Raw genomic sequence first — 18432 nt, 5'->3', positions numbered from 1 at the left:
AGATAAGGCAATTTTGCGTGAAAGCCGCAAATTCAGTTTAGTAACTGAAAAGCCATAAGGGCCGAAACATAGGCAAGCGCGCTCATGTAAACCAACTGGATTAGCGGCCACCTCCAGCTTTTGGTTTCGCGATACACCACGGCCAGGGTACTCATGCATTGCATAGCAAATGTATAGAACAACAACAACGATAACCCCACCGCAAATGTAAACCGCGGGCCACCGGTGTCGGGGTTTACTTCATCCTGCATACGGCTTTTAATAGATGACTGGTCCTCGGTGCTGCCTATGCTGTAAATGGTGGCCATGGTACCTACAAATACTTCGCGGGCGGCAAAGCTGGTAAGCAACGCGATGCCGATTTTCCAATCGTACCCCAACGGCCTGATAACCGGTTCCATGGCTTTACCGATAATCCCTGCGTAGGAATGCTCCAGTTTGTACGCAGCAATACGATCTTCCAACCCTTGTTCGGTTAGCCGTAAGTTCGCGGCATCCTGTAAAACATATTCACGCGCATTTTCCAGTTTATCGCCAGGGCCATAGCTGGCCAGCACCCAAAGAATAATGGATATGGCCATGATGATTTTGCCTGCCTCCCATACAAACGCCTTGGTTTTATCCACAAGGGTGTACCCCACGTTCGACCACTTGGGCACCCGGTATGTTGGCAATTCCATCAGCAGGAAACTGCGCTCCTTTACTTTTATCAGTTTGCTGATTGCCCAGGCTGAAAGTAAGGCGGCTGCAAACCCCAGCAGGTATAAACCCATTAACATCAGCCCCTGCAAGTTGAAGAACCCGAAAAGGGTTTTCTGCGGAACGATTAACGCAATTAAAATCGTGAACACCGGAATGCGGGCCGAGCAGCTCATCAGCGGAGTTACCAGGATAGTAATGATCCGCTCCTTCCAGTTGTCGATCATACGGGTAGAAAGGATGGCCGGAATAGCGCAGGCCACACCCGACATGAGCGGCACCACGCTTCTTCCATTCAGGCCGAACCTGCGCATCACTTTGTCCATCATAAACACCACGCGTGCCATGTAACCACTCTCTTCGAGTATGGAAATAAAGGCAAATAAAATGGCAATCTGCGGCACAAAAATCACAATGCCCCCAATGCCCGGGATAACGCCCTCCGTAAGCAGGTGGGTTGCCGGGCCATCCGGTAAATGGTCTTCCAGGGAGTTGCTCAGTGAAGCAAACCAGCCGTCAATCAAATCCATGGGGATAGTTGCCCATGAAAAAATGGATTGAAAAATCAGGAAGAGCACCGCCATGAAAATGAGTATGCCCCAGTATTTATGAGTTAAAATTTTATCCAGTCGGTATGAATATTTTTTCCATCCTTCATCAGCCGGCTTCAGGGTAACTTCTTCCAGCAAATGCTGAATAAAACTATACCGGGTAATTGTTTCAGCTCCGTGAAATTTACCGGGGAAAATATGATGCCGCTGCCGCACTTCCTCAACAACGTGGCGGTCATGAGCTGAAAGAAACTGCAGGCCATGCGGTTGTTCTAAAAACTGGTAGGCTTCATAGTCATTATCTACACCAAGTTTTTCCCTGAGCTCATTTACCGCGGGTCGGGCTTCATCGTATATCCTGAACACCGGTTGGTCAGCGGGGTTGAGTTTTCGTAGTAACGTTTGCTTTAACTCATCTACACCACTGCCTGTCCGGGCGTTGATGGGCACTACCGGAATATCCAATCGCTTACCCAGCAACTGGATGTCGTAACTAACGCCTGCGCGTGCGGCAAGGTCCATCATGTTCAATGCAAGTACGGTGGGCAGGCCCACATCCATAATCTGCGTTAGCAGCAGCAGTCCGCGTTTCAGGTTGGTGGCATCGGCAATAACCACCACCACATCGGGGCACTCGGGCGAGCGGTGGTTGAGCAATACTTCCGAAACAATGCGCTCATCTAAACTACGCGGGTACAAACTGTAAATGCCAGGCAAATCAACTATTTCGGCAGTAGTTCCATCAGGCATCCGGCAGGTACCGGTATGTTTCTCAACCGTTACACCCGGAAAATTTGCCGTATGCTGATTGAGACCCGTAAGGTGATTGAACAACGATGACTTACCCGAATTGGGATTACCCGCCAGCGCAACAATTAGCCTCCTTGTCATCAGTTGATAATTAACACCGTGGAGGCCTCCTCCAGCCGCAGCGAAAGTTCGTAGCCGGCAACCGTAATGCACACCGGGTCGCCCAGGGGGGCGGTAAAATTAAACCGAACCGTTGCCCCGGGCAGGCAACCCATTTCCATGAGTTTTACTGACAGGTATTCGTCTAAAAACCCGGAAATTATGGCCATTTCGCCAGTTTTCATTGTGGCAATGGTGCGGCTCACGCTTATTTAGATTTATTTTAAACAAGGCAAATATAGAGGGCCGGCCTTTGCCGTGCAATGATGGGCATCAGTTGTTAGCTTTGATAATTATGAAAGAGAAAAAACCGGTTAAAGGAAAAAAGAAGATAGCAACGAAAGAGAAAACAAAACTGCCTGAGCGTACACCCGAAACCGATGGTTACACCGGGTACGGCATTTTACCCGACCGCGACCTGAAGAAGAATTTGGGGTGCGGGTAAGGTTACAAGTTAGCTAACGATGATAGAGGCTATGCTTTCAGAAATGACTACGACTGGAATTGAGCACTATATCCTCGGCAGATATGCATTTCACGCTGGTTACTTTAACACCGTTGGCATTAATGCCCACAGAGCATTTGAATTTATTCTAAAGATTAGTATCGTCAAATCAACTAAGGATCCAAATATGAAAAAATACGGACATAACCTTTCGAATATCTACAATAAACATTGCTCTGAAAGAAAACTTGATCCCAAAATTAGACGAAAATTTATTGAAGCTCTTCAAACCTTTGAGGAGATGAGGTATCCGGACAGTTTAAATGGGCAAGCTGTCCAAATTAAGTTAGTTAGTAAAGAAAAATCGGGTACCTTGATAAGGTTTGGTAAAGCACCTTTAATAAATGTTTGTTTCAATCTCCACGAATATGATTTGGTATTTCGTGAGATTTTGGAGCAATGTTCAATAAATACAGAGTTGGTGAAAACGATCGCAAAAGGATCATCAAAAGATGCATTATTTAATCAAAATGAATCGTTTACTCAAGACTTTTAAACTAGTATATTTTTACAGCCAAAATAAAATCTGTCAGTCATTTCAGCTGATGTCCAGCCAAAAAAGAAAAAATAGCACACAACATATGGTTGCCCAAAAATCTGCTGCTTCGGTATTGGCCGCAGCCAAACCCTTCTTAAAATGGGCTGAGGGCAAGGGGCAGCTTATCGAAAAATTTCAGCAGTTCAATCCAAGCCTTTAACAAAAATAGGCCTATCTGAGGCCAAAATTGTGTTTTTACAAAGGTTAAATAAGACTTTTATTATTTAACTTTATAGTACTTAAACTTAAATAATATAAATTTTACTTAAGTTTCTACATGAAGGTAATAGACCATTATAAATCCGGCTTTTTTCGGGAAGTAATTGATTATAAGTCATTTATTCCTGAACTAATCAATACAACGTGGTCATGGACAGACCATGAACTCACCCGGCTGGCGGAGAAATCAGCTATTGCAATTGGTCAACTGGATGCCTACTCACACCAAATACCCAATATTGACCATTTTATCAGGATGTACGTTGCCAAAGAGGCTACAGTATCCAGCCGAATAGAGGGAACACAAACCAATATGGAGGAAGCCATGTTGAACGAAACGGATATTCACCCCGAAAGACGCGATGACTGGAAAGAAGTAAACAACTACATTCATGCACTTAATGACGCCATAGCATCGCTGCCCGCTTTGCCCATCTCTTCCCGCTTGCTTAAGCAGGCACATGCCACATTGCTAAGTGGCGTACGGGGCAGGCATAAACTGCCAGGTGAATTTCGCAGGAGCCAAAACTGGATAGGCGGATCTTCCATCAGGACCGCAGTGTTTATACCGCCACCTCACGAAGAGGTTGAAGCCCTTATGGGTGACCTGGAAAATTTTTTGCATAACGAAGAGAACGGTTTGACCAGCCTGATGCAAATCGCTGTTGCTCATTACCAGTTCGAAACCATTCACCCCTTTCTGGATGGCAACGGTCGAATCGGCCGGCTAATGATAACTTTATTTATGGTGGACAAAGGAATTTTACAAAAACCCGTTCTTTACCTCTCTGATTTCTTCGAAAAAAACAAAACATTTTACTACGACTATTTAACGCGAGTGCGTACACACAACGATCTGCTGGGGTGGGTAAAATTTTTTCTTAAAGGTGTATTGGAGACGTCATCAAGTGCTTCGCAGGCGTTAAAAGATCTCCTCGCGCTGAAAAAAGATTGTGAAGAAAAAAGAATTTATCAACTGGGAAAGAAAATCAATTCCGCAAAAGTACTCTTGGATTATTTGTATCAGCGGCCTATTGTTGATGCAGAAGAAGTTTCACGTGTTACCCGATTATCGTTGGTTTCAGCATACAAATTATTAGATGATTTTATGCGTCTGCGTATTTTAAATGAAATGACGGGTGCTAAGCGCAACCGCTTGTTTGCCTTTGAGGAATATTTTACCATCTTCAAACGTTAAGGTTCATACCTTCGCACCAAATAATGGCTCCCTCAAAAGAAAGTAAAATCATTATCAATGAATTGGCAGGGCAAAAGCCTACTCTTCCGGATAAGGCCGCAGCCAAACCCTTCTTAAAATGGGCCGGGGGCAAGGGGCAGCTTATCGAAAAATTTCAACAGTTCTACCCCAAACAACTCCGGCAACAAAAACTGAAAACCTTTTACGAGCCCTTTCTGGGCAGCGGTGCGGTTTTCTTCAACATCGCCCAGCAGTACGGCATTGACAGCGCCTACCTGTATGACATCAACGAAGAACTTATTCTGACCTACCGCGTCATCCAGCAGGATGTTGCCAGGCTGCTTGACTTTTTATACCGCTACCAGAAAAATTACCTGAAACTGGATAAAAAGCAACGCACTGCGTTTTACTACGACCAGCGCACGAACTACAACCTGCAGCGGTTCAACATTGATTACGACACCTATTCCGAACAATGGTTTCCACGGGCGGCTCAGTTAATCTTTCTCAACCGCACCTGCTATAACGGCCTGTACCGGGTAAACTCAAAAGGCGAATTCAATTCACCGGCCGGTGATTACGTGAACCCCACTATTTGCGATGAACAAAACCTGGTGGCCGTACACCGCGTGCTGCAACTTGCCGAGATAAAACGGGCCGACTTCCGGCAGGTGATTTCCGATTTAAAGGCCCAATCGTTCGTTTACTTCGATCCGCCCTACCGGCCCCTCAGCAAAACAGCAAACTTTACTTCCTACAGCCGGCAGACTTTTGCCGATACTGAGCAGGTACAACTTGCCCGGCTTTTTAAGCAGTTGGATAGGAAGGGAGCTAAGGTGATGCTCAGCAATTCGGACCCAAAAAACCATGATCGGAAAGACACGTTTTTTGATGACCTGTACCGGGGTTTTCATATTGCCCGGGTTCCCGCCAAACGCCTGATCAACTCCAACCCGAAAAAGCGTGGGGCAATTAATGAAATCATCGTTACCAACTATGCGGTAGGCTAGATGGAAAAGGGAACAAAAAGCAACATTACCGGAAACCAGCTTGAAGTGGCCGTAAAAACCGTGTTAACCGGAAAAGGATTTCAATTGGTTAATTACCGGCTGTGGGAAAAACAAAAAGAAAAATTTGGTGAAGAATTGTTGCTTGAAAACGTACCCTTTACCACAATTTACGGGCACCGCGGAAACACCGAGTTTTTGCTTCTCTCCAAAAAATATCAGTTGCAAATGCGCATCGAATGCAAGTGGCAGCAGGTGGCCGGCTCGGTAGATGAAAAACTGCCGTACCTGTACCTGAATGCCATCGAGGCCATGCCCGAAACGTCTATTCTGATTTTGATTGATGGAGCCGGCTGGAAAGCCGGTGCCCTTAACTGGTTGAAAGGTGCGGTCAGTCAACGGAAATACACCACCGAGAAGAACGGTAACAAAGAAATCCGGGTCTTCAGTCTGGTTGAGTTTTTTACCTGGGCCAATCAAACCTTTACCAGGTAAGTGATTTCATGCATTATTTTCTTCATCAAATCCCTTCGGCCACAAATACACGTCTTACCCGATCGCTGGTGCTGGTTAGTATTTCGTATGGAATGGTTCCAATCCGTTCGGCCACTTCGGTAACAGGCAGCCCGTTACCAAAAATTATCACATTGTCGCCTTCGCGGGCGTTAATACCGGTAACATCAATCATGGTCATGTCCATGCACACGTTGCCCACCACGGGTGCACGCTTTCCGTTTACCAGAACAATGCCCTTTCCATTGCCAAATGCGCGGCTGTATCCATCAGCATAACCAATGGCAATGGTGGCAATAGTTCTCTCTTTGTCAGAAATCCCTTTGCGGGAATAGCCCACACTTTCGCCAGCTTTGATGTTGCGGATTTGCGAAATGGTTGTTTTAAGGGTTACGGCCTGCTTCAGGTTGCTTTCTGCTGCAACAGGTTCCACGCCATACAGCCCAATGCCAAGCCGCACCATATCGAAATGGTATTGCGGAAAGCGCAGTATGCCGGCTGTATTTACCAGGTGTAGCAGGGGTTTCTGTTTTATTACTTGCTCAAGTTTTGTGCTCATTGCCTGAAACCGCCCGGCCTGTAATGCAGTGAATGAATCAAACTGCTCATCGTCTGCACCTGACAAATGGCTGAACACCGATGCGATGTTAAGGTTATCGTGCTTGGCTAATATGGCCAGCAGTTCCGGCAGATTGTCTTCATCAAAGCCGAGACGGTGCATGCCTGTATTCAGTTTGATGTGAATCGTCATTGGCCGGCCGTTCAAAAAACGGATTAGTTCTTTCAGAACCGGCAACCCATAAATGGAAGGCTCCAGCTTATGGTTCATTAAACTCTCAAAACTTTCCGGTGACGGGTTCATCACCATAATCGGAATAACAATGTTGTTCTGGCGAAGGTCAGCGCCTTCGTCTGCATAGGCAACACCCAGGTAATGCACACGATGGTATTGCAACAAACCGGCCAGTTGTACACTGCCGCTGCCATACGCCAGGGCTTTCACCATTACCATGAGTTTTGTTTCGGCCTTCAATTTCGATTTGAAAAAGTTAAGGTTGTGTACCACTGCACCCAAATCAATTTCCAATACGGTTCCATGAACCTTGCGCTGCAGCAAGGCGGCAATCTTTTCGAACTGGAATGGGCGCGAACCTTTTACAAGAACTACTTCGTCCGAAAACGGAATGGTTGAAAACCGGCTTATGAATTCTTCAGTGGATGAATAAAAAACAGAGGGAATCGTAAAATACTTTTGGTGAGCGCTCAACCCGCTGCCAATTCCAATAAGCCGTTGCACTCCGCTGGCAGCAACTTTACCGGCAATGGTCTGTGCCAGCTTTTCTTCATTAAGTCCTGATTGCAGAATATCGGAAAGGATAACCGTTCGTTTGCTGCGTTGCCTCTGGTGCGCCAGAAAATCCAGGCTTATTTGCAGGCCGGCCAAATCGTTATTATAAGCATCATTAATAATCAGGCAGTTGTTAATGCCTTCTTTTACTTCCAACCGCATGGGCACTGACCGCAGCAGCAGGAGCCGCTTCTGAATCTGCTTAAGTTCATACCCCAGCAGCAGCAGCAACGCAACCCCGTGCATGGCATTTTCAATACCGGCTTCATCGGTAAATGGAAGCTGAATAGTGTGCCACCGGGCTTTCCATAAAACGGAAAGCCCACCAGCCTCCTTTCGCACCGGGATGTCCGCCTCCGCTGAAGTTCCCCAACTGAAGGCGGGGATATTATCTTGCTTTATCTGCTGGTGAAGCTCGGCATAATCGGTGGAGTAGATAAGTTTTTTAACGTGCCTGAATAATTTCAGTTTTTCATTAATCTTTTGCTGCCGGTTTTCGAAAAATTCATCGTGTGCCGAACCAATGGTTGTAAAAATCCCATAGGTGGGTTTTATTATGGCCTCCAGGTGTTCCATTTCACCTGGCTTGCTGATGCCGGCCTCAAAAATGCCAAGCTGGTGATGGGGCTCAATCTGCCATACCGAAAGCGGCACCCCGATTTGTGAATTATAGCTGCCCGGATTTTTAACAATGGTGTAGTCGGGGGCAAGCAACTGGTACAGCCATTCTTTTACGATGGTCTTCCCGTTGCTGCCGGTAATGCCAATAACCGGCAACGAAAACTGCTGCCGGTGATGGGCCGCTATTTGCTGAAGCGCCCGCACCGCAGAGGTAACCCTCAGCACATTGGCTGACGGATAGTTTTTCCAATCGAAATTATGCTCCACAACAAATTGCCGGATGCCCGCTTCATATACTGATCGCACAAATGCATGGCCATCGTGCCGCTCACCACTTACGGCAAAGAAAACCGATCCTTCGGCTACTACGGCTTTGCGGCTATCGGTAATAAGCGTAGTTAGCGCCTGGTCACGATGAAGCGAAACGAGGGTTCCTCCGGTTATTAACGGCAGGTCTGAAAATTTCATAGCTAAAACAAACGGGCTCCGTTGGGTACGGGCCGCTCAAGGGTTGATAATACAACTCGGTTTTGTTCATCGGGGAAGCCCGTAACCAGCACTTCCGACATGAAATCGGCAATTTGCCGTGGCGGAAAGTTAACTACGCAGATTACACGTTTGCCCACCAGTTCTTCGGGAGTATAAAGTGCGGTAAGTTGGGCGCTGGATTTTTTAATGCCCAGTTCGCCCAAATCAACCCATAGTTTAATGGCCGGCTTATGGGCCCGTGGAAAAGGTTCAGCACGAACTACCGTACCGGCACGCATATCCACTTTCAAAAAATCTTCCCAGGAAATGGTCATAAAGCCAAAAATAGAGCTAAAAATCGCCTTTTTGTCTATTGTCACCGGTAATTCGTCTAATTCCGGACGGCAACTCCAAACTAAATTTTTACCTTTCCTGTAACAGAAGTCAAAAATTCTGCGTTTACACTTCACCAACCGATGAAAAACCTGTTCCCACGCACCCTTGTATTTGGTGCCTTCCTCATGTGTATGGGGTGGGCAAGCAAGGCAGTGGCGCAGGAGGAACTTGGTCCGCTGCGGAATGACCGCACCGAACAACTGGAGACCACCGAAGCGGAGAGCAGCAAAGCCAATTATAATAAACCCTCTTTCAGCAACCGCGAGGTTGTGCGCGATTCGGTAACCATAAAGCCTTCTGCTTCCCGTAAATCTGATACCAAGAACGAAAATCCGCAAGACGACATCCTGTCGTTTAATTTTCTTTACTACATCATCCAGCGGTTTAAACTATCGGATATTGTAGATTAAATTTTCATAAGCTCCCTGCTTTACATAACAATGTTTTAAATTTGCAACATTGTTGCATTACGTGAAACTCACTTACGTCATTTTGCTTTTGTTGTTCTATGCCGGTGCAAAAGGCCAGCCGTGTACTTACAAACTATCGGGTACAGTAACTACCGAAACGTCAGAAATACTGGCCGGAGCAACGGTTGAATTAATTACCAGTGGCATAACGGTTACCGATGATCAGGGTCGGTTTCAGTTCGATAAGCTTTGTAAAGGAAAGTATTCAATCCGCATCCGGTTTGTAGGTTTTAATCCATTCGAGGCATCATTTACAATCCCCGAAACCAGCACCCTGAAAGTTGTATTGGTTATACAAAAAACAATGCTTGAGGTGGTTGAAGTACACGATCACTTTGAGCATGTGACCAGAACAAACAACCAGGCAACACTTACCGGAAATGCGTTGGACCAAACACGCGGACAATCCTTGGGAGAGGCCTTGAAAAAAATTTCCGGTGTATCCAGTATTCAAACGGGACCCTCCATTTTTAAACCGGTTATTCACGGGCTGCACAGCCAGCGCATCCTTATGTTAAATAACGGCATCCGGCAGGAAGGACAGCAATGGGGCGCTGAACATGCTCCGGAGATTGATCCATTCATCGCTTCCAATATCATTATCATCAAAGATGCTTCGGCCATAAAGTATGGAACCGATGCCTTGGGTGGTGTTGTTGTCGTTAATCCGGCTGATTTACCGGAACAAAAAGGAATTGGCGGTGAAATAAATCTGGTAGCGCAAACAAATGGACGGGCAGGTACTATCTCAGGCATGGTGGAAGGCGGCAGCGAAAAAGTTAAGGGCTTCGGCTGGCGGGTACAGGGTACAGGAAGAAAATCAGGTGACAGCCATACACCAGCCTATAACCTGAGCAATACCGGCTTTACCGAATTCAACTTTTCGCTCGCGGCCGGTATCCATAAGGAAGCAAAAGGTATTGATGTATTCTTCAGCCGGTTTCAAACGGAACTTGGCATTCTGAAAGGAAGCTCTATCAGCAGCACCGAAGATTTACGCAATGCTATGAAGCGGGAGCCTCCGCAATTTACGCAACCGTTTGCCTACACCATTGAAAATCCACGTCAGGTGGTTGCTCATAATTTGTTAAAAGTAAAGGGTCATCTCCATTCTGGGTATGGCGATTTCAAATTTCAATACGGCTTTCAGTACAACACCCGGCAGGAATTTGATATCCGCAGAGCATCATTGAATAACGCGCCTGCCATTGATCTCGATCTGTTCACGAATACGCTGGATATGGAATGGCAGCAACACGCTTCAAAAAAATTCTTATCAAATGCCGGCATTAATGCCATGATGCAGGTAAACAACAATGTGCCGGGCACACAGCGCATCCCGTTTATACCTGACTTCACCAGTCTGACGGGTGGAGTGTTTTACGTTGGTAAATTAACCCTTCAAACCTGGTTGGTTGATTTTGGCGCCCGTTATGATTACCGGCATTACGATGTGGCCGGTTTTGATTTTGCCAACCGGAGTTATACCGATTCCTATTCCTTCGGCAATGCCAGTTTTTCGTTTGGTGCTTCGCGCACCTTAGGCAACCGTGGTGTATTTACCACCAACCTGGCCAGTTCGTGGCGCCCACCCCACGTATCGGAATTATACAGCTTTGGTGTACACCAAAGTGCAGCCGCCATTGAATACGGCCTGCTGCTTGACCTGGCTACCGGAGAAGTGCTTGATTTTAACTCGGTGGACTTCCAAAACGAAAAAGCACTGAAATGGGTGAACACCTGGCGCATTTCTAAAAATTGGTTTACTGCTGAAATTACCGGTCATGCAAACTATATTTTTAACTACATCTACCTGAAGCCCTATGGCGTTACCCAAACGGTACGGGGTGTTTACCCTTTCTTCCATTACACACAAACCGATGCCACTTTTTTAGGAGCTGATCTGTTTGGAAAACTAACTCCCACTACAAAGTTTTCAGTATCCGGTAAGGTTTCGCTACTACGGGCAGCCGATCGCACAAATAACGATTACCTGATTTATGTTCCGACCAACCGTTATGAACTAGGTGCTGAATGGCGAAAAGAAATGCAGACAGCCGGCCAAACTTTTTCAATTGAAGCCTGGGGTACCTTTGTTGATGAACAGCGCAGGGCCCCGCGTGTAGTGAGCGTTGATGAAATACTGGATGCCTATGCACAACAGGAAGATCCGTTTGAAAATGATAATCGGAATTTTGACTTTGTCGCAGCTCCACCGGCCTATTTTCTGCTGAACCTGCAGGCCGGTTTTTCACATAAACTGGGCAACTCAAAACTGGATGTGCGCCTTCGGGCCACGAACCTGCTAAACAATGCCTACCGCGAATACACCAACCGCATGCGTTACTATGCCGATGAGGTAGGACGCAATATTGCTTTATCGCTCAAATTAAGTTTTTGAGATTCACAAAAATCTGATTATTATTGCAACAATGTTGCATTAACTATTTGATGTATGAATTCAGCCAAACACCTGCTTCTCTTCCTGTCGGTTGCCGGCAGTCTCATTCTTTCGGGTTGCGATGATGACCCTGCAAGGGAAGATGTTCCCGAACTGATTACCCAGGTTAAACTTACTTTTACACCCATTGCAGGTGGTAGTGCCGTAGTGGTTACTGCAACCGATCCGGATGGCAACGGCCCTCAGGATTTGGTGGCTGACGGACCCATCGAGCTCATGCAGTCAACAACCTACGATCTTTCCATCGAGTTGTTTAACGGATTACTTGACCCGACTGATGACGGGTATAACCTGACTGCTGAAATTGAAGAAGAGGCCGATGAACACCAGTTTTTCTTCAGGTTTTCCACAGGCGTTTTTTCCACACCTACCGGATCAGGAAATATTAAGGACAATCCCTCCACTCCGGTTGACGACATCAACTATTTGGACGAAGATACCAATGGCAGGCCCCTTGGATTATTAACCCGCTGGACGACCGACAACGTAGAGGTATCCGATAAGTCATTCCGCATTGTATTGAAGCACCAGCCTGGAATTAAATCCGGCACATCCACTTCGTTAGATGGTGAAACGGATGTTGACATTACGTTTGTGCTGACTGTTTATTTGTCGTAGGCCAGGTTACTACACAAGGGGGTAACCGTAAAATTCAGCAATGATGAAGGAGCGAAACTCCGTCATAACTCACCTGGCATGCGCAATAAATTGTTCCAGGTCTTTCAGTTTTAGTATGCCTTCGTAATATGCCTTGCCGAAGATTACGGCAAAAATGCCCATGTCATTAAGCCGCTTAATGTCGTCAATGCCGCGCACACCACCGCTGGCCAGCACACAAATTTCCGGGAAGCGTTCGCGGATTTCCTGGTAGAATCCAAATGCAGGACCTTCCAGTACGCCATCGCGCGACACATCGGTTGACTTAACATACTTCAGGCCTCGCGAATAAAAATAGTCGAGGTGTTCAAACAAAGTCAGCTCCGATTTCTTCTGCCAGCCTCTGAACAACAGTTTTTTGGTGGTGATATCCGTAACATCTGCACCGAGCGTGATCTTCTCGCGGCCATACGACATTATCCAGGAAGCAAATAACTCAGGGTTAGCTATAGCGATACTGGAAGCCGTAATATAGTCCGCACCGGCTTCGTAGGCCTTGCTGATATCCCCATCGGTTGAAATGCCTCCGGTAAAATCAATTTTCAAATCGGTATAACCGGCAATTTGTTCTACAATGTGATAGTTTACGGGTGCGCCCCGCTCCGCACCATCCAGGTCAACCAGATGAACTACTTCAATGCCATGATCTTCAAAACGCTTGGCCAGGTCAAGCGGATTTTCGCCATAGGCTTTCTCGCTGGCCGGATCGCCCTTGCGCATTTTAACAACCTGGCCCTTACGGATGGCAATGGATGGAATTACCTGAATCATTCTTAACAAAACCGGATGGCCAAGTTACAATTTCGAATTGAAAGAACCCCGAAGATGTGGCAATGATTTTGCGTAAAGATTTAATTAATTTTAGAGCATATGAAGGCGTGTTGTTCAATCGTGTTCGGAATGTTTATTGCATTTGGCATTTACGCACAAGCTAAAGTGCGCAAACTACCGATGACCATTAACCACCCGTCAATAAATGTTTCGGCCCCGTTTATCAGTGCCGATGGAAGCACGCTTATTTACATGTCTGACTATGCAGAGGGAAACCAACTAACCATTTTCTACACCCAACGCCAGGGTGGCGATTGGAAGGAGCCGGTGGCCATGCCCAGGCACATCAATAACCCGCTGAATTATAAAAGGGGTTATGCCCTTAGTGCTGATGGTAAAACCATCTACATTACGTCTATTAAATCGGGCGGGGTTGGGGGGTACGACATCTGGCAAGGCAACCTCAAGGCCAACTCGTGGGGTGAACTTGAAAATATGTTTCTGCCCGTCAACACCAAAAGCCATGAAGGCTGCCCTTCGCTTACACCCGATGGAAATACGATTTATTTTATGCGCTGCGAAAAAATGGACGCCAATAAAGCCGAAAACTGCAAGCTGTTTTTCTCAAAGAAAGGAGCAGGAGGCCGTTGGGCAGAGCCTGTTGAATTACCTGCTCACATCAATACCGGCAACTCGCAAACTCCGCGCATTATGGCCGATGCCGAAACGTTGATTTTTTCTTCCGATAAATTATCGCCTACTAAGGGCGGTATGGATTTATTCGTGACTAAACTGAAAGACGGCAATTGGTCGGCCCCCGTACCGCTTGATTTTGTAAACACCGAAAAGGATGATCAGTTTGTCAGTGTCGCTTCGAATGGCCGGTATTTGCTACGCGACAGCCCCGGAAAATCGAAAAGTGAATTAGTGGAGTACCTGTTCCCGGATGAACTCAGGCCCCGCGGTGTAATGAAACTGGAAGGAACCGTAACTGAAATTTCAGGCACTATGGTGCCGGCTTACGTTTCTGTAACCGACATAAAAACCAATAACCGGTTTTACAGCGGAAGACCTGATGCTAAAGATGGCAGTTATTTTGTGTACCTGAAGGAAGGCTCCGTATATGAGTTATCCATCGATCCGGAAAGTGGCAACTATACCTATTTTTCTAAACGGTTTGACCTAACCAATAATCCTAACTTGAACGTTCAACGCATCAGTACAGCCCTAAAACCGCTGGCTGTAGGTGATGAGCTGGAACTGGATGCGCTTGGCTTCAAACCCAATTCAAGCCAACTTAATGATGCCGATTCGGAATTACGAAGACTCTCGCGCCTGCTAAAAGGCAACCCGCAGTTCTCATACGAACTTCAGGTATTGCTGCTTGGCTACCAGGAGGACTCTGTACAAAGTAATGCCGACCTGACGGAACTTGCCCTGGACTCTGTAATCATTCAATTGAACGACATTGATTCGCTGGGCCAGTTGTACCAGCGCGACAGTGTAGTGGTGCAGCGCACATGGCATAACAACCGAACAAACAAGCAGGCCGAAGAAGTAATGAAGCAACTGGCAGCACTTGGCGTTGATACCAGCGCCTTGCGCTATTTTACTAATGCCAGGCCCGAGGCAATTATTGAAAACCGCAAAACACAAGTTAGACTTGTGGTGAAACCGAAACGTCCATAACCGCAATTTGCGGCTGCTGTAAAAGCCGTGCGATTGTTCCTGCTTTTTTCGCATCTTGCGGCTTGAACCAATTGACCTACCGATTGGTTACAGCAAAAAGAACCTTAAATTATACCAACCCATGGGAAGACCTCCTACCGTACCCAAAAAGAAAAAAGACGGATTTTATATTGAAATACGCAACAAAGGGGCAAAGACCCCGGGCACCATCATCATTCGCGATACGTACGAAGCAATGATGCAGGCGGCCAAGATGTACGAAGTAACCAAAGACGTGATTATTCTTGGCGAGCACCGCGGAGGTAAGCGGGTGGAAGAGACCAAGAAGAAAACCTCAAAGAAATAGTCAGGCTGGTATACCCACCTGGCGAAGTACGTCTTCTACCGACTGCCTGTTTGTGTAAAATTCCAGCAGCCTAAACATGACGCGGTCAACCAGTGTATCCGGGCAGGAAGCTCCACTTGTGAGCACTATCGTTACCGGATTTTTATCGGGTAAAAAATTATAACTAACCAGTTTCTCTTTGGTAGCATACCGGAAATGATGTATCTCCGAAGCAGAGTAAATTTCTGTTTCCGCATTGATAAAATAGGTTGGAAATTTCCGCGCGCACAAGTCAGCCAGGTGTGAAGTATTTGAGCTGTTGTAGCCACCCACCACAATGGCCAGGTCGGCATCGGTATCCAGCAAGGCATAGGTTGAATCCTGATTATCGTTGGTGGCATAGCACAGCGTATCGCGGGTATCGGCAAAATGATCGCGCAGTGCATCCTCACCGTAAACGGATATCATCACAGAACGAAAGTAATCGGCAATGGCCTGCGTTTCAGATGCAAGCATGGTAGTTTGATTAACCACGCCTATACGGCTTAAGTCCCTTTCCGGATCAAACCCTTCGGAGTAACGCCAGGCGAATTCCTCATAAAAATCTTCTTTCCGTTTTGTTCTTTTAATGTATGCCGCAAGGTTTACCGCTTCTTCCATGTTGCGCACTATTACAGAAGGGCCGCTTGCCGAACTGTGCGAAAAAGTAGCGCGCGTTTCTTCGTGTTTCGGTTTGCCGTGAATGATAACTGTAAAGTTGGCTTTGCCCAGTTTCTCAGCCCGGTTCCATACTTTTTCTACAAACGGGCAGGTAGTGTTATAGGTGTGCAGTTCAACCCCCTTATCGTGCAGCAGGTGCATAATCTCCAACGTGGTTCCAAAAGCCGGTATGATTATCACATCGTTTTTTCCGATTTTCTCCCATGGAATGAATTGCGTACCATCAGTATCCATAATAAACTGAATACCGCGATCCTGCAGGTCGCGGTTCACTTCCTGGTTATGGATCATCTGGCTGAGCAGGTACACATTTTTGCCGGGATTTTCTTCCAGTGCCTTATAACTGATTTCGATGGCGTTTTCTACGCCATAGCAAAACCCGAAGTGGCGCGCCAGGTAAAAGCGTACCGGGCCAAAGTCGAGCAGCGTAGGCGTAAAATCCTGTTTGCGCAGATCGTTTAATCTACGCGCTTCTTTGATCCGGCCGGCTATGGACGACCGGTACCACGCTGGAATATTGAATTTTTTGATGGCCGCTGTTTTTACCTCTGTAACAGCAAAAGTACCAATAAGTTTACTCTGCTGCCGGTTCTTTCAGGCGGCTTTCGATAATTTATCTTCACGCACCTGTTTTGTTCGTACTTCTTTCGATTGCGGATCGAAGGTCATTACCTCTACCAGGTTGTTTTTCAGGTAACGCAAAACCTCCATCACCTTGCCGTCAATCTTGCTGCGTACACGCTCACCTTTTCTAAACAGTTTCCTCATGAACATCCGGTTTTAGTCTTACATTCTGAAGGCGTAATTGAACTCCCGTGGAAAATCTTCGTAGGTTCCGGTAAGGATAACCAATTCGCCTGCCTTTTTCTTTTTAATGATCTCGTTGAATTCTTTAACCGATTTTACTGGCTCATCATTAACCTTAGTGATGATAAACCCTTCGCGGATATCAGTATACTTTGAAAGTTTGCCGTTGCCAAGTGCTTTGATGCGAACGCCATTCGTTAAATCGAGCTGCTTCAGCGTTTTTGCATCCAGGTCTTCCAGTGTTACACCCAGTGTTGCATACACCGGTTTATCTTCAGGTTTTATCACCGAAACTTCGCCATCGCGGTTTTTCAATACAACGGGCACAGTCACTTCTTTTCCTTTACGGTTTACGGTAATCATCAGCTTATCGCCCGGGCGATGACGGCCCACCATTTCAATCAGCGCTGCACTGGTTTTTATTGGCGTGTTATCAATCTTCACTACAACATCCTGTTCTTTCAGGCCTGCATCCTTAGCGGAACTCTTTTCGGCAAACCCGGTTATAAGAGCGCCCTCGGTTACTTCCAACTCATGTTCTTTTACCAGTTGGCTGTTCACACTGGTAATGGTTACTCCCAGCCAACCGCGTTGTACTGTACCGTACTTGATGAGGTCTTCAACAATTTTACTTACAATATTGGAAGGCACAGCAAATCCGTAACCTGAATAAGCACCCGTAGGGCTTGCAATAGCGGTGTTAATACCCAGCAATCCGCCACCCAGGTTAACCAATGCGCCTCCGCTGTTACCGGGGTTAATGGCGGCATCGGTTTGGATGAAGGATTCAATTGCTGTATTGCCTTCACCATTATTCCGGTTTATGATATCAATGTTCCTTCCCTTCGCACTGATGATGCCAGCTGTAACGGTTGAGTTCAGGTTAAACGGATTTCCTACCGCCAGTACCCACTCGCCAACTTTTGATTGATCGGAATCAACAAACGAAAGGAATGGCAAATTGCTTTGATTGATTTTTACAACAGCCAGGTCGGTATCAGGGTCGGTGCCAATAACCTCAGCCTTGAAGGTACGGTTATCGAACAAGGTTACTTCAACCACATCAGCATCCTGCACCACATGGTTGTTGGTAACAATATATCCGTTAGCATTAATAATAACGCCTGACCCTGAACTCTGGCTGGGGCCAAAGTTGCGGGGACCGAAGAAATCGCGGAACGGATCCACATATTGGGGTTGTGTTGTTTTGCTCTTTTGCGTGCTCTTAATATGCACCACCGCAGGAGTAACTTTTTCTGCAACTGCTGTAAAATCCAGTGGCACTGTATTACCGCTTTCATCTTTTGTTAATGCAATCCTGGATATAGGGGTGCCTGATACATATTGCACCGTAACCGGTTGCTCAGGCTTAAAAAAATACTGGTAAGCACCAAGGGTTAACAGGCTTCCAAGTATTGCAGCTGCCAATAATGCACTAAATCGTTTCATAACCATTCAGAATTTTTTTGTGGATTATCACGAAAGCAAAAAGCAGGCAAATCGGTTAAAATTGACTGATTTTCAGTGTTTTTGCGAAATTTTGTCAGGTTTTTTACGTCT

At 46.4% G+C, this 18432-nt stretch carries 19 protein-coding genes; 11 read left to right on the top strand and 8 right to left on the bottom strand.

Going from position 1 to position 18432, the window contains the following annotated elements; all coding sequences use genetic code 11:
• Positions 1-32: 32 nt before the first annotated feature.
• Positions 33-2141, bottom strand: coding sequence for a ferrous iron transport protein B (gene feoB / locus HRU69_04650; protein ID QOI96825.1), 2109 nt, complete (start codon positions 2139-2141; stop codon positions 33-35).
• Entirely contained in the window at positions 2141-2344 is a 204-nt protein-coding gene (locus tag HRU69_04645) for a ferrous iron transport protein A (GenBank protein ID QOI98822.1), read from the bottom strand. The genes feoB and HRU69_04645 overlap by 1 nt, the downstream gene beginning before the upstream one ends.
• 110 nt (positions 2345-2454) lie before the next feature.
• Here HRU69_04645 and HRU69_04640 point away from each other — a divergent pair, with 110 nt between their 5' ends.
• The 6 genes from HRU69_04640 (at position 2455) to HRU69_04615 (ending at position 6121) form a co-directional block, all read left to right on the top strand.
• Entirely contained in the window at positions 2455-2604 is a 150-nt protein-coding gene (locus HRU69_04640; protein ID QOI96824.1) for a hypothetical protein, read from the top strand.
• A 19-nt stretch (positions 2605-2623) separates the two neighbouring features.
• A complete protein-coding gene (locus HRU69_04635; GenBank protein ID QOI96823.1) occupies positions 2624-3160 on the top strand; it encodes a HEPN domain-containing protein in 537 nt (178 codons plus the stop codon).
• Positions 3135-3362: a hypothetical protein gene (locus HRU69_04630; protein QOI96822.1), complete on the top strand. Its 228-nt coding sequence runs from the start codon at positions 3135-3137 to the stop codon at positions 3360-3362. The genes HRU69_04635 and HRU69_04630 overlap by 26 nt, the downstream gene beginning before the upstream one ends.
• 117 nt (positions 3363-3479) lie before the next feature.
• Positions 3480-4619, top strand: coding sequence for a Fic family protein (locus HRU69_04625; GenBank protein ID QOI96821.1), 1140 nt, complete (start codon positions 3480-3482; stop codon positions 4617-4619).
• A gap of 23 nt (positions 4620-4642) precedes the next feature.
• Positions 4643-5629 carry a Dam family site-specific DNA-(adenine-N6)-methyltransferase gene (locus tag HRU69_04620; protein QOI96820.1) on the top strand — a complete coding sequence of 329 codons (987 nt, stop codon included), beginning with the start codon at positions 4643-4645 and terminating at the stop codon, positions 5627-5629.
• A complete protein-coding gene (locus tag HRU69_04615) occupies positions 5630-6121 on the top strand; it encodes a 4-diphosphocytidyl-2C-methyl-D-erythritol kinase (GenBank protein QOI96819.1) in 492 nt (163 codons plus the stop codon).
• Between the two features lie 25 nt (positions 6122-6146).
• Here HRU69_04615 and HRU69_04610 read toward each other — a convergent pair whose 3' ends face one another.
• Entirely contained in the window at positions 6147-8576 is a 2430-nt protein-coding gene (locus HRU69_04610) for a bifunctional UDP-N-acetylmuramoyl-tripeptide:D-alanyl-D-alanine ligase/alanine racemase (protein ID QOI96818.1), read from the bottom strand.
• Between the two features lie 2 nt (positions 8577-8578).
• Complete coding sequence (locus HRU69_04605; protein ID QOI96817.1) at positions 8579-8911, bottom strand: tRNA-binding protein; 333 nt, start codon at positions 8909-8911, stop codon at positions 8579-8581.
• A gap of 141 nt (positions 8912-9052) precedes the next feature.
• On the opposite strand from HRU69_04605, the gene HRU69_04600 reads away from it, so the two are divergent.
• The 3 genes from HRU69_04600 to HRU69_04590 all read left to right on the top strand — a co-directional run bounded on the left by HRU69_04600 (position 9053) and on the right by HRU69_04590 (position 12521).
• Entirely contained in the window at positions 9053-9382 is a 330-nt protein-coding gene (locus tag HRU69_04600; protein QOI96816.1) for a hypothetical protein, read from the top strand.
• Positions 9383-9443: 61 nt separating this feature from the next.
• On the top strand, positions 9444-11843 hold the full coding sequence (locus HRU69_04595) for a TonB-dependent receptor plug domain-containing protein (GenBank protein ID QOI96815.1): 2400 nt from the start codon (positions 9444-9446) through the stop codon (positions 11841-11843).
• 54 nt (positions 11844-11897) lie between these two features.
• Positions 11898-12521: a hypothetical protein gene (locus HRU69_04590; GenBank protein ID QOI96814.1), complete on the top strand. Its 624-nt coding sequence runs from the start codon at positions 11898-11900 to the stop codon at positions 12519-12521.
• 69 nt (positions 12522-12590) lie between these two features.
• Here HRU69_04590 and HRU69_04585 read toward each other — a convergent pair whose 3' ends face one another.
• Positions 12591-13331 carry a 1-(5-phosphoribosyl)-5-[(5-phosphoribosylamino)methylideneamino] imidazole-4-carboxamide isomerase gene (locus tag HRU69_04585; GenBank protein QOI96813.1) on the bottom strand — a complete coding sequence of 247 codons (741 nt, stop codon included), beginning with the start codon at positions 13329-13331 and terminating at the stop codon, positions 12591-12593.
• A gap of 129 nt (positions 13332-13460) precedes the next feature.
• Here HRU69_04585 and HRU69_04580 point away from each other — a divergent pair, with 129 nt between their 5' ends.
• Both HRU69_04580 and HRU69_04575 read left to right on the top strand, forming a co-directional pair.
• Positions 13461-15020 (top strand): PD40 domain-containing protein, encoded by a 1560-nt coding sequence (locus tag HRU69_04580; GenBank protein QOI96812.1) that lies wholly within the window; start codon positions 13461-13463, stop codon positions 15018-15020.
• A gap of 121 nt (positions 15021-15141) precedes the next feature.
• Positions 15142-15366, top strand: coding sequence for a hypothetical protein (locus tag HRU69_04575; protein QOI96811.1), 225 nt, complete (start codon positions 15142-15144; stop codon positions 15364-15366).
• Here HRU69_04575 and HRU69_04570 read toward each other — a convergent pair whose 3' ends face one another.
• From HRU69_04570 to HRU69_04560, 3 genes are all read right to left on the bottom strand, one after another.
• Positions 15367-16596, bottom strand: coding sequence for a 4-hydroxy-3-methylbut-2-enyl diphosphate reductase (locus HRU69_04570; protein ID QOI98821.1), 1230 nt, complete (start codon positions 16594-16596; stop codon positions 15367-15369). It abuts the gene before it with no gap.
• Between the two features lie 63 nt (positions 16597-16659).
• A complete protein-coding gene (locus tag HRU69_04565) occupies positions 16660-16833 on the bottom strand; it encodes a hypothetical protein (protein QOI96810.1) in 174 nt (57 codons plus the stop codon).
• An 18-nt stretch (positions 16834-16851) separates the two neighbouring features.
• A complete protein-coding gene (locus HRU69_04560) occupies positions 16852-18321 on the bottom strand; it encodes a Do family serine endopeptidase (protein QOI96809.1) in 1470 nt (489 codons plus the stop codon).
• Positions 18322-18432: the final 111 nt, after the last annotated feature.

Source organism: Flammeovirgaceae bacterium, assembly GCA_015180985.1.
GTDB lineage: Bacteria > Bacteroidota > Bacteroidia > Cytophagales > Cyclobacteriaceae > UBA2336.
This window is presented reverse-complemented; position numbering and strand designations above follow the sequence as displayed.

Excerpts from the sequence above, each read along its gene's own strand:
- HRU69_04560 (QOI96809.1), bottom strand. The coding sequence starts at position 18,321 with ATGAAACGATTTAGTGCATTATTGGCAGCTGCAATACTTGGAAGCCTG.
- HRU69_04640 (QOI96824.1), top strand. The coding sequence starts at position 2,455 with ATGAAAGAGAAAAAACCGGTTAAAGGAAAAAAGAAGATAGCAACGAAA.
- HRU69_04605 (QOI96817.1), bottom strand. The coding sequence starts at position 8,911 with ATGACCATTTCCTGGGAAGATTTTTTGAAAGTGGATATGCGTGCCGGT.
- HRU69_04635 (QOI96823.1), top strand. The coding sequence starts at position 2,624 with ATGATAGAGGCTATGCTTTCAGAAATGACTACGACTGGAATTGAGCAC.
- HRU69_04610 (QOI96818.1), bottom strand. The coding sequence starts at position 8,576 with ATGAAATTTTCAGACCTGCCGTTAATAACCGGAGGAACCCTCGTTTCG.
- HRU69_04645 (QOI98822.1), bottom strand. The coding sequence starts at position 2,344 with ATGAAAACTGGCGAAATGGCCATAATTTCCGGGTTTTTAGACGAATAC.
- HRU69_04600 (QOI96816.1), top strand. The coding sequence starts at position 9,053 with ATGAAAAACCTGTTCCCACGCACCCTTGTATTTGGTGCCTTCCTCATG.
- HRU69_04590 (QOI96814.1), top strand. The coding sequence starts at position 11,898 with ATGAATTCAGCCAAACACCTGCTTCTCTTCCTGTCGGTTGCCGGCAGT.
- HRU69_04585 (QOI96813.1), bottom strand. The coding sequence starts at position 13,331 with ATGATTCAGGTAATTCCATCCATTGCCATCCGTAAGGGCCAGGTTGTT.
- HRU69_04620 (QOI96820.1), top strand. The coding sequence starts at position 4,643 with ATGGCTCCCTCAAAAGAAAGTAAAATCATTATCAATGAATTGGCAGGG.
- HRU69_04565 (QOI96810.1), bottom strand. The coding sequence starts at position 16,833 with ATGAGGAAACTGTTTAGAAAAGGTGAGCGTGTACGCAGCAAGATTGAC.
- HRU69_04630 (QOI96822.1), top strand. The coding sequence starts at position 3,135 with ATGAATCGTTTACTCAAGACTTTTAAACTAGTATATTTTTACAGCCAA.
- HRU69_04615 (QOI96819.1), top strand. The coding sequence starts at position 5,630 with ATGGAAAAGGGAACAAAAAGCAACATTACCGGAAACCAGCTTGAAGTG.
- HRU69_04625 (QOI96821.1), top strand. The coding sequence starts at position 3,480 with ATGAAGGTAATAGACCATTATAAATCCGGCTTTTTTCGGGAAGTAATT.
- feoB (QOI96825.1), bottom strand. The coding sequence starts at position 2,141 with ATGACAAGGAGGCTAATTGTTGCGCTGGCGGGTAATCCCAATTCGGGT.
- HRU69_04580 (QOI96812.1), top strand. The coding sequence starts at position 13,461 with ATGTTTATTGCATTTGGCATTTACGCACAAGCTAAAGTGCGCAAACTA.
- HRU69_04575 (QOI96811.1), top strand. The coding sequence starts at position 15,142 with ATGGGAAGACCTCCTACCGTACCCAAAAAGAAAAAAGACGGATTTTAT.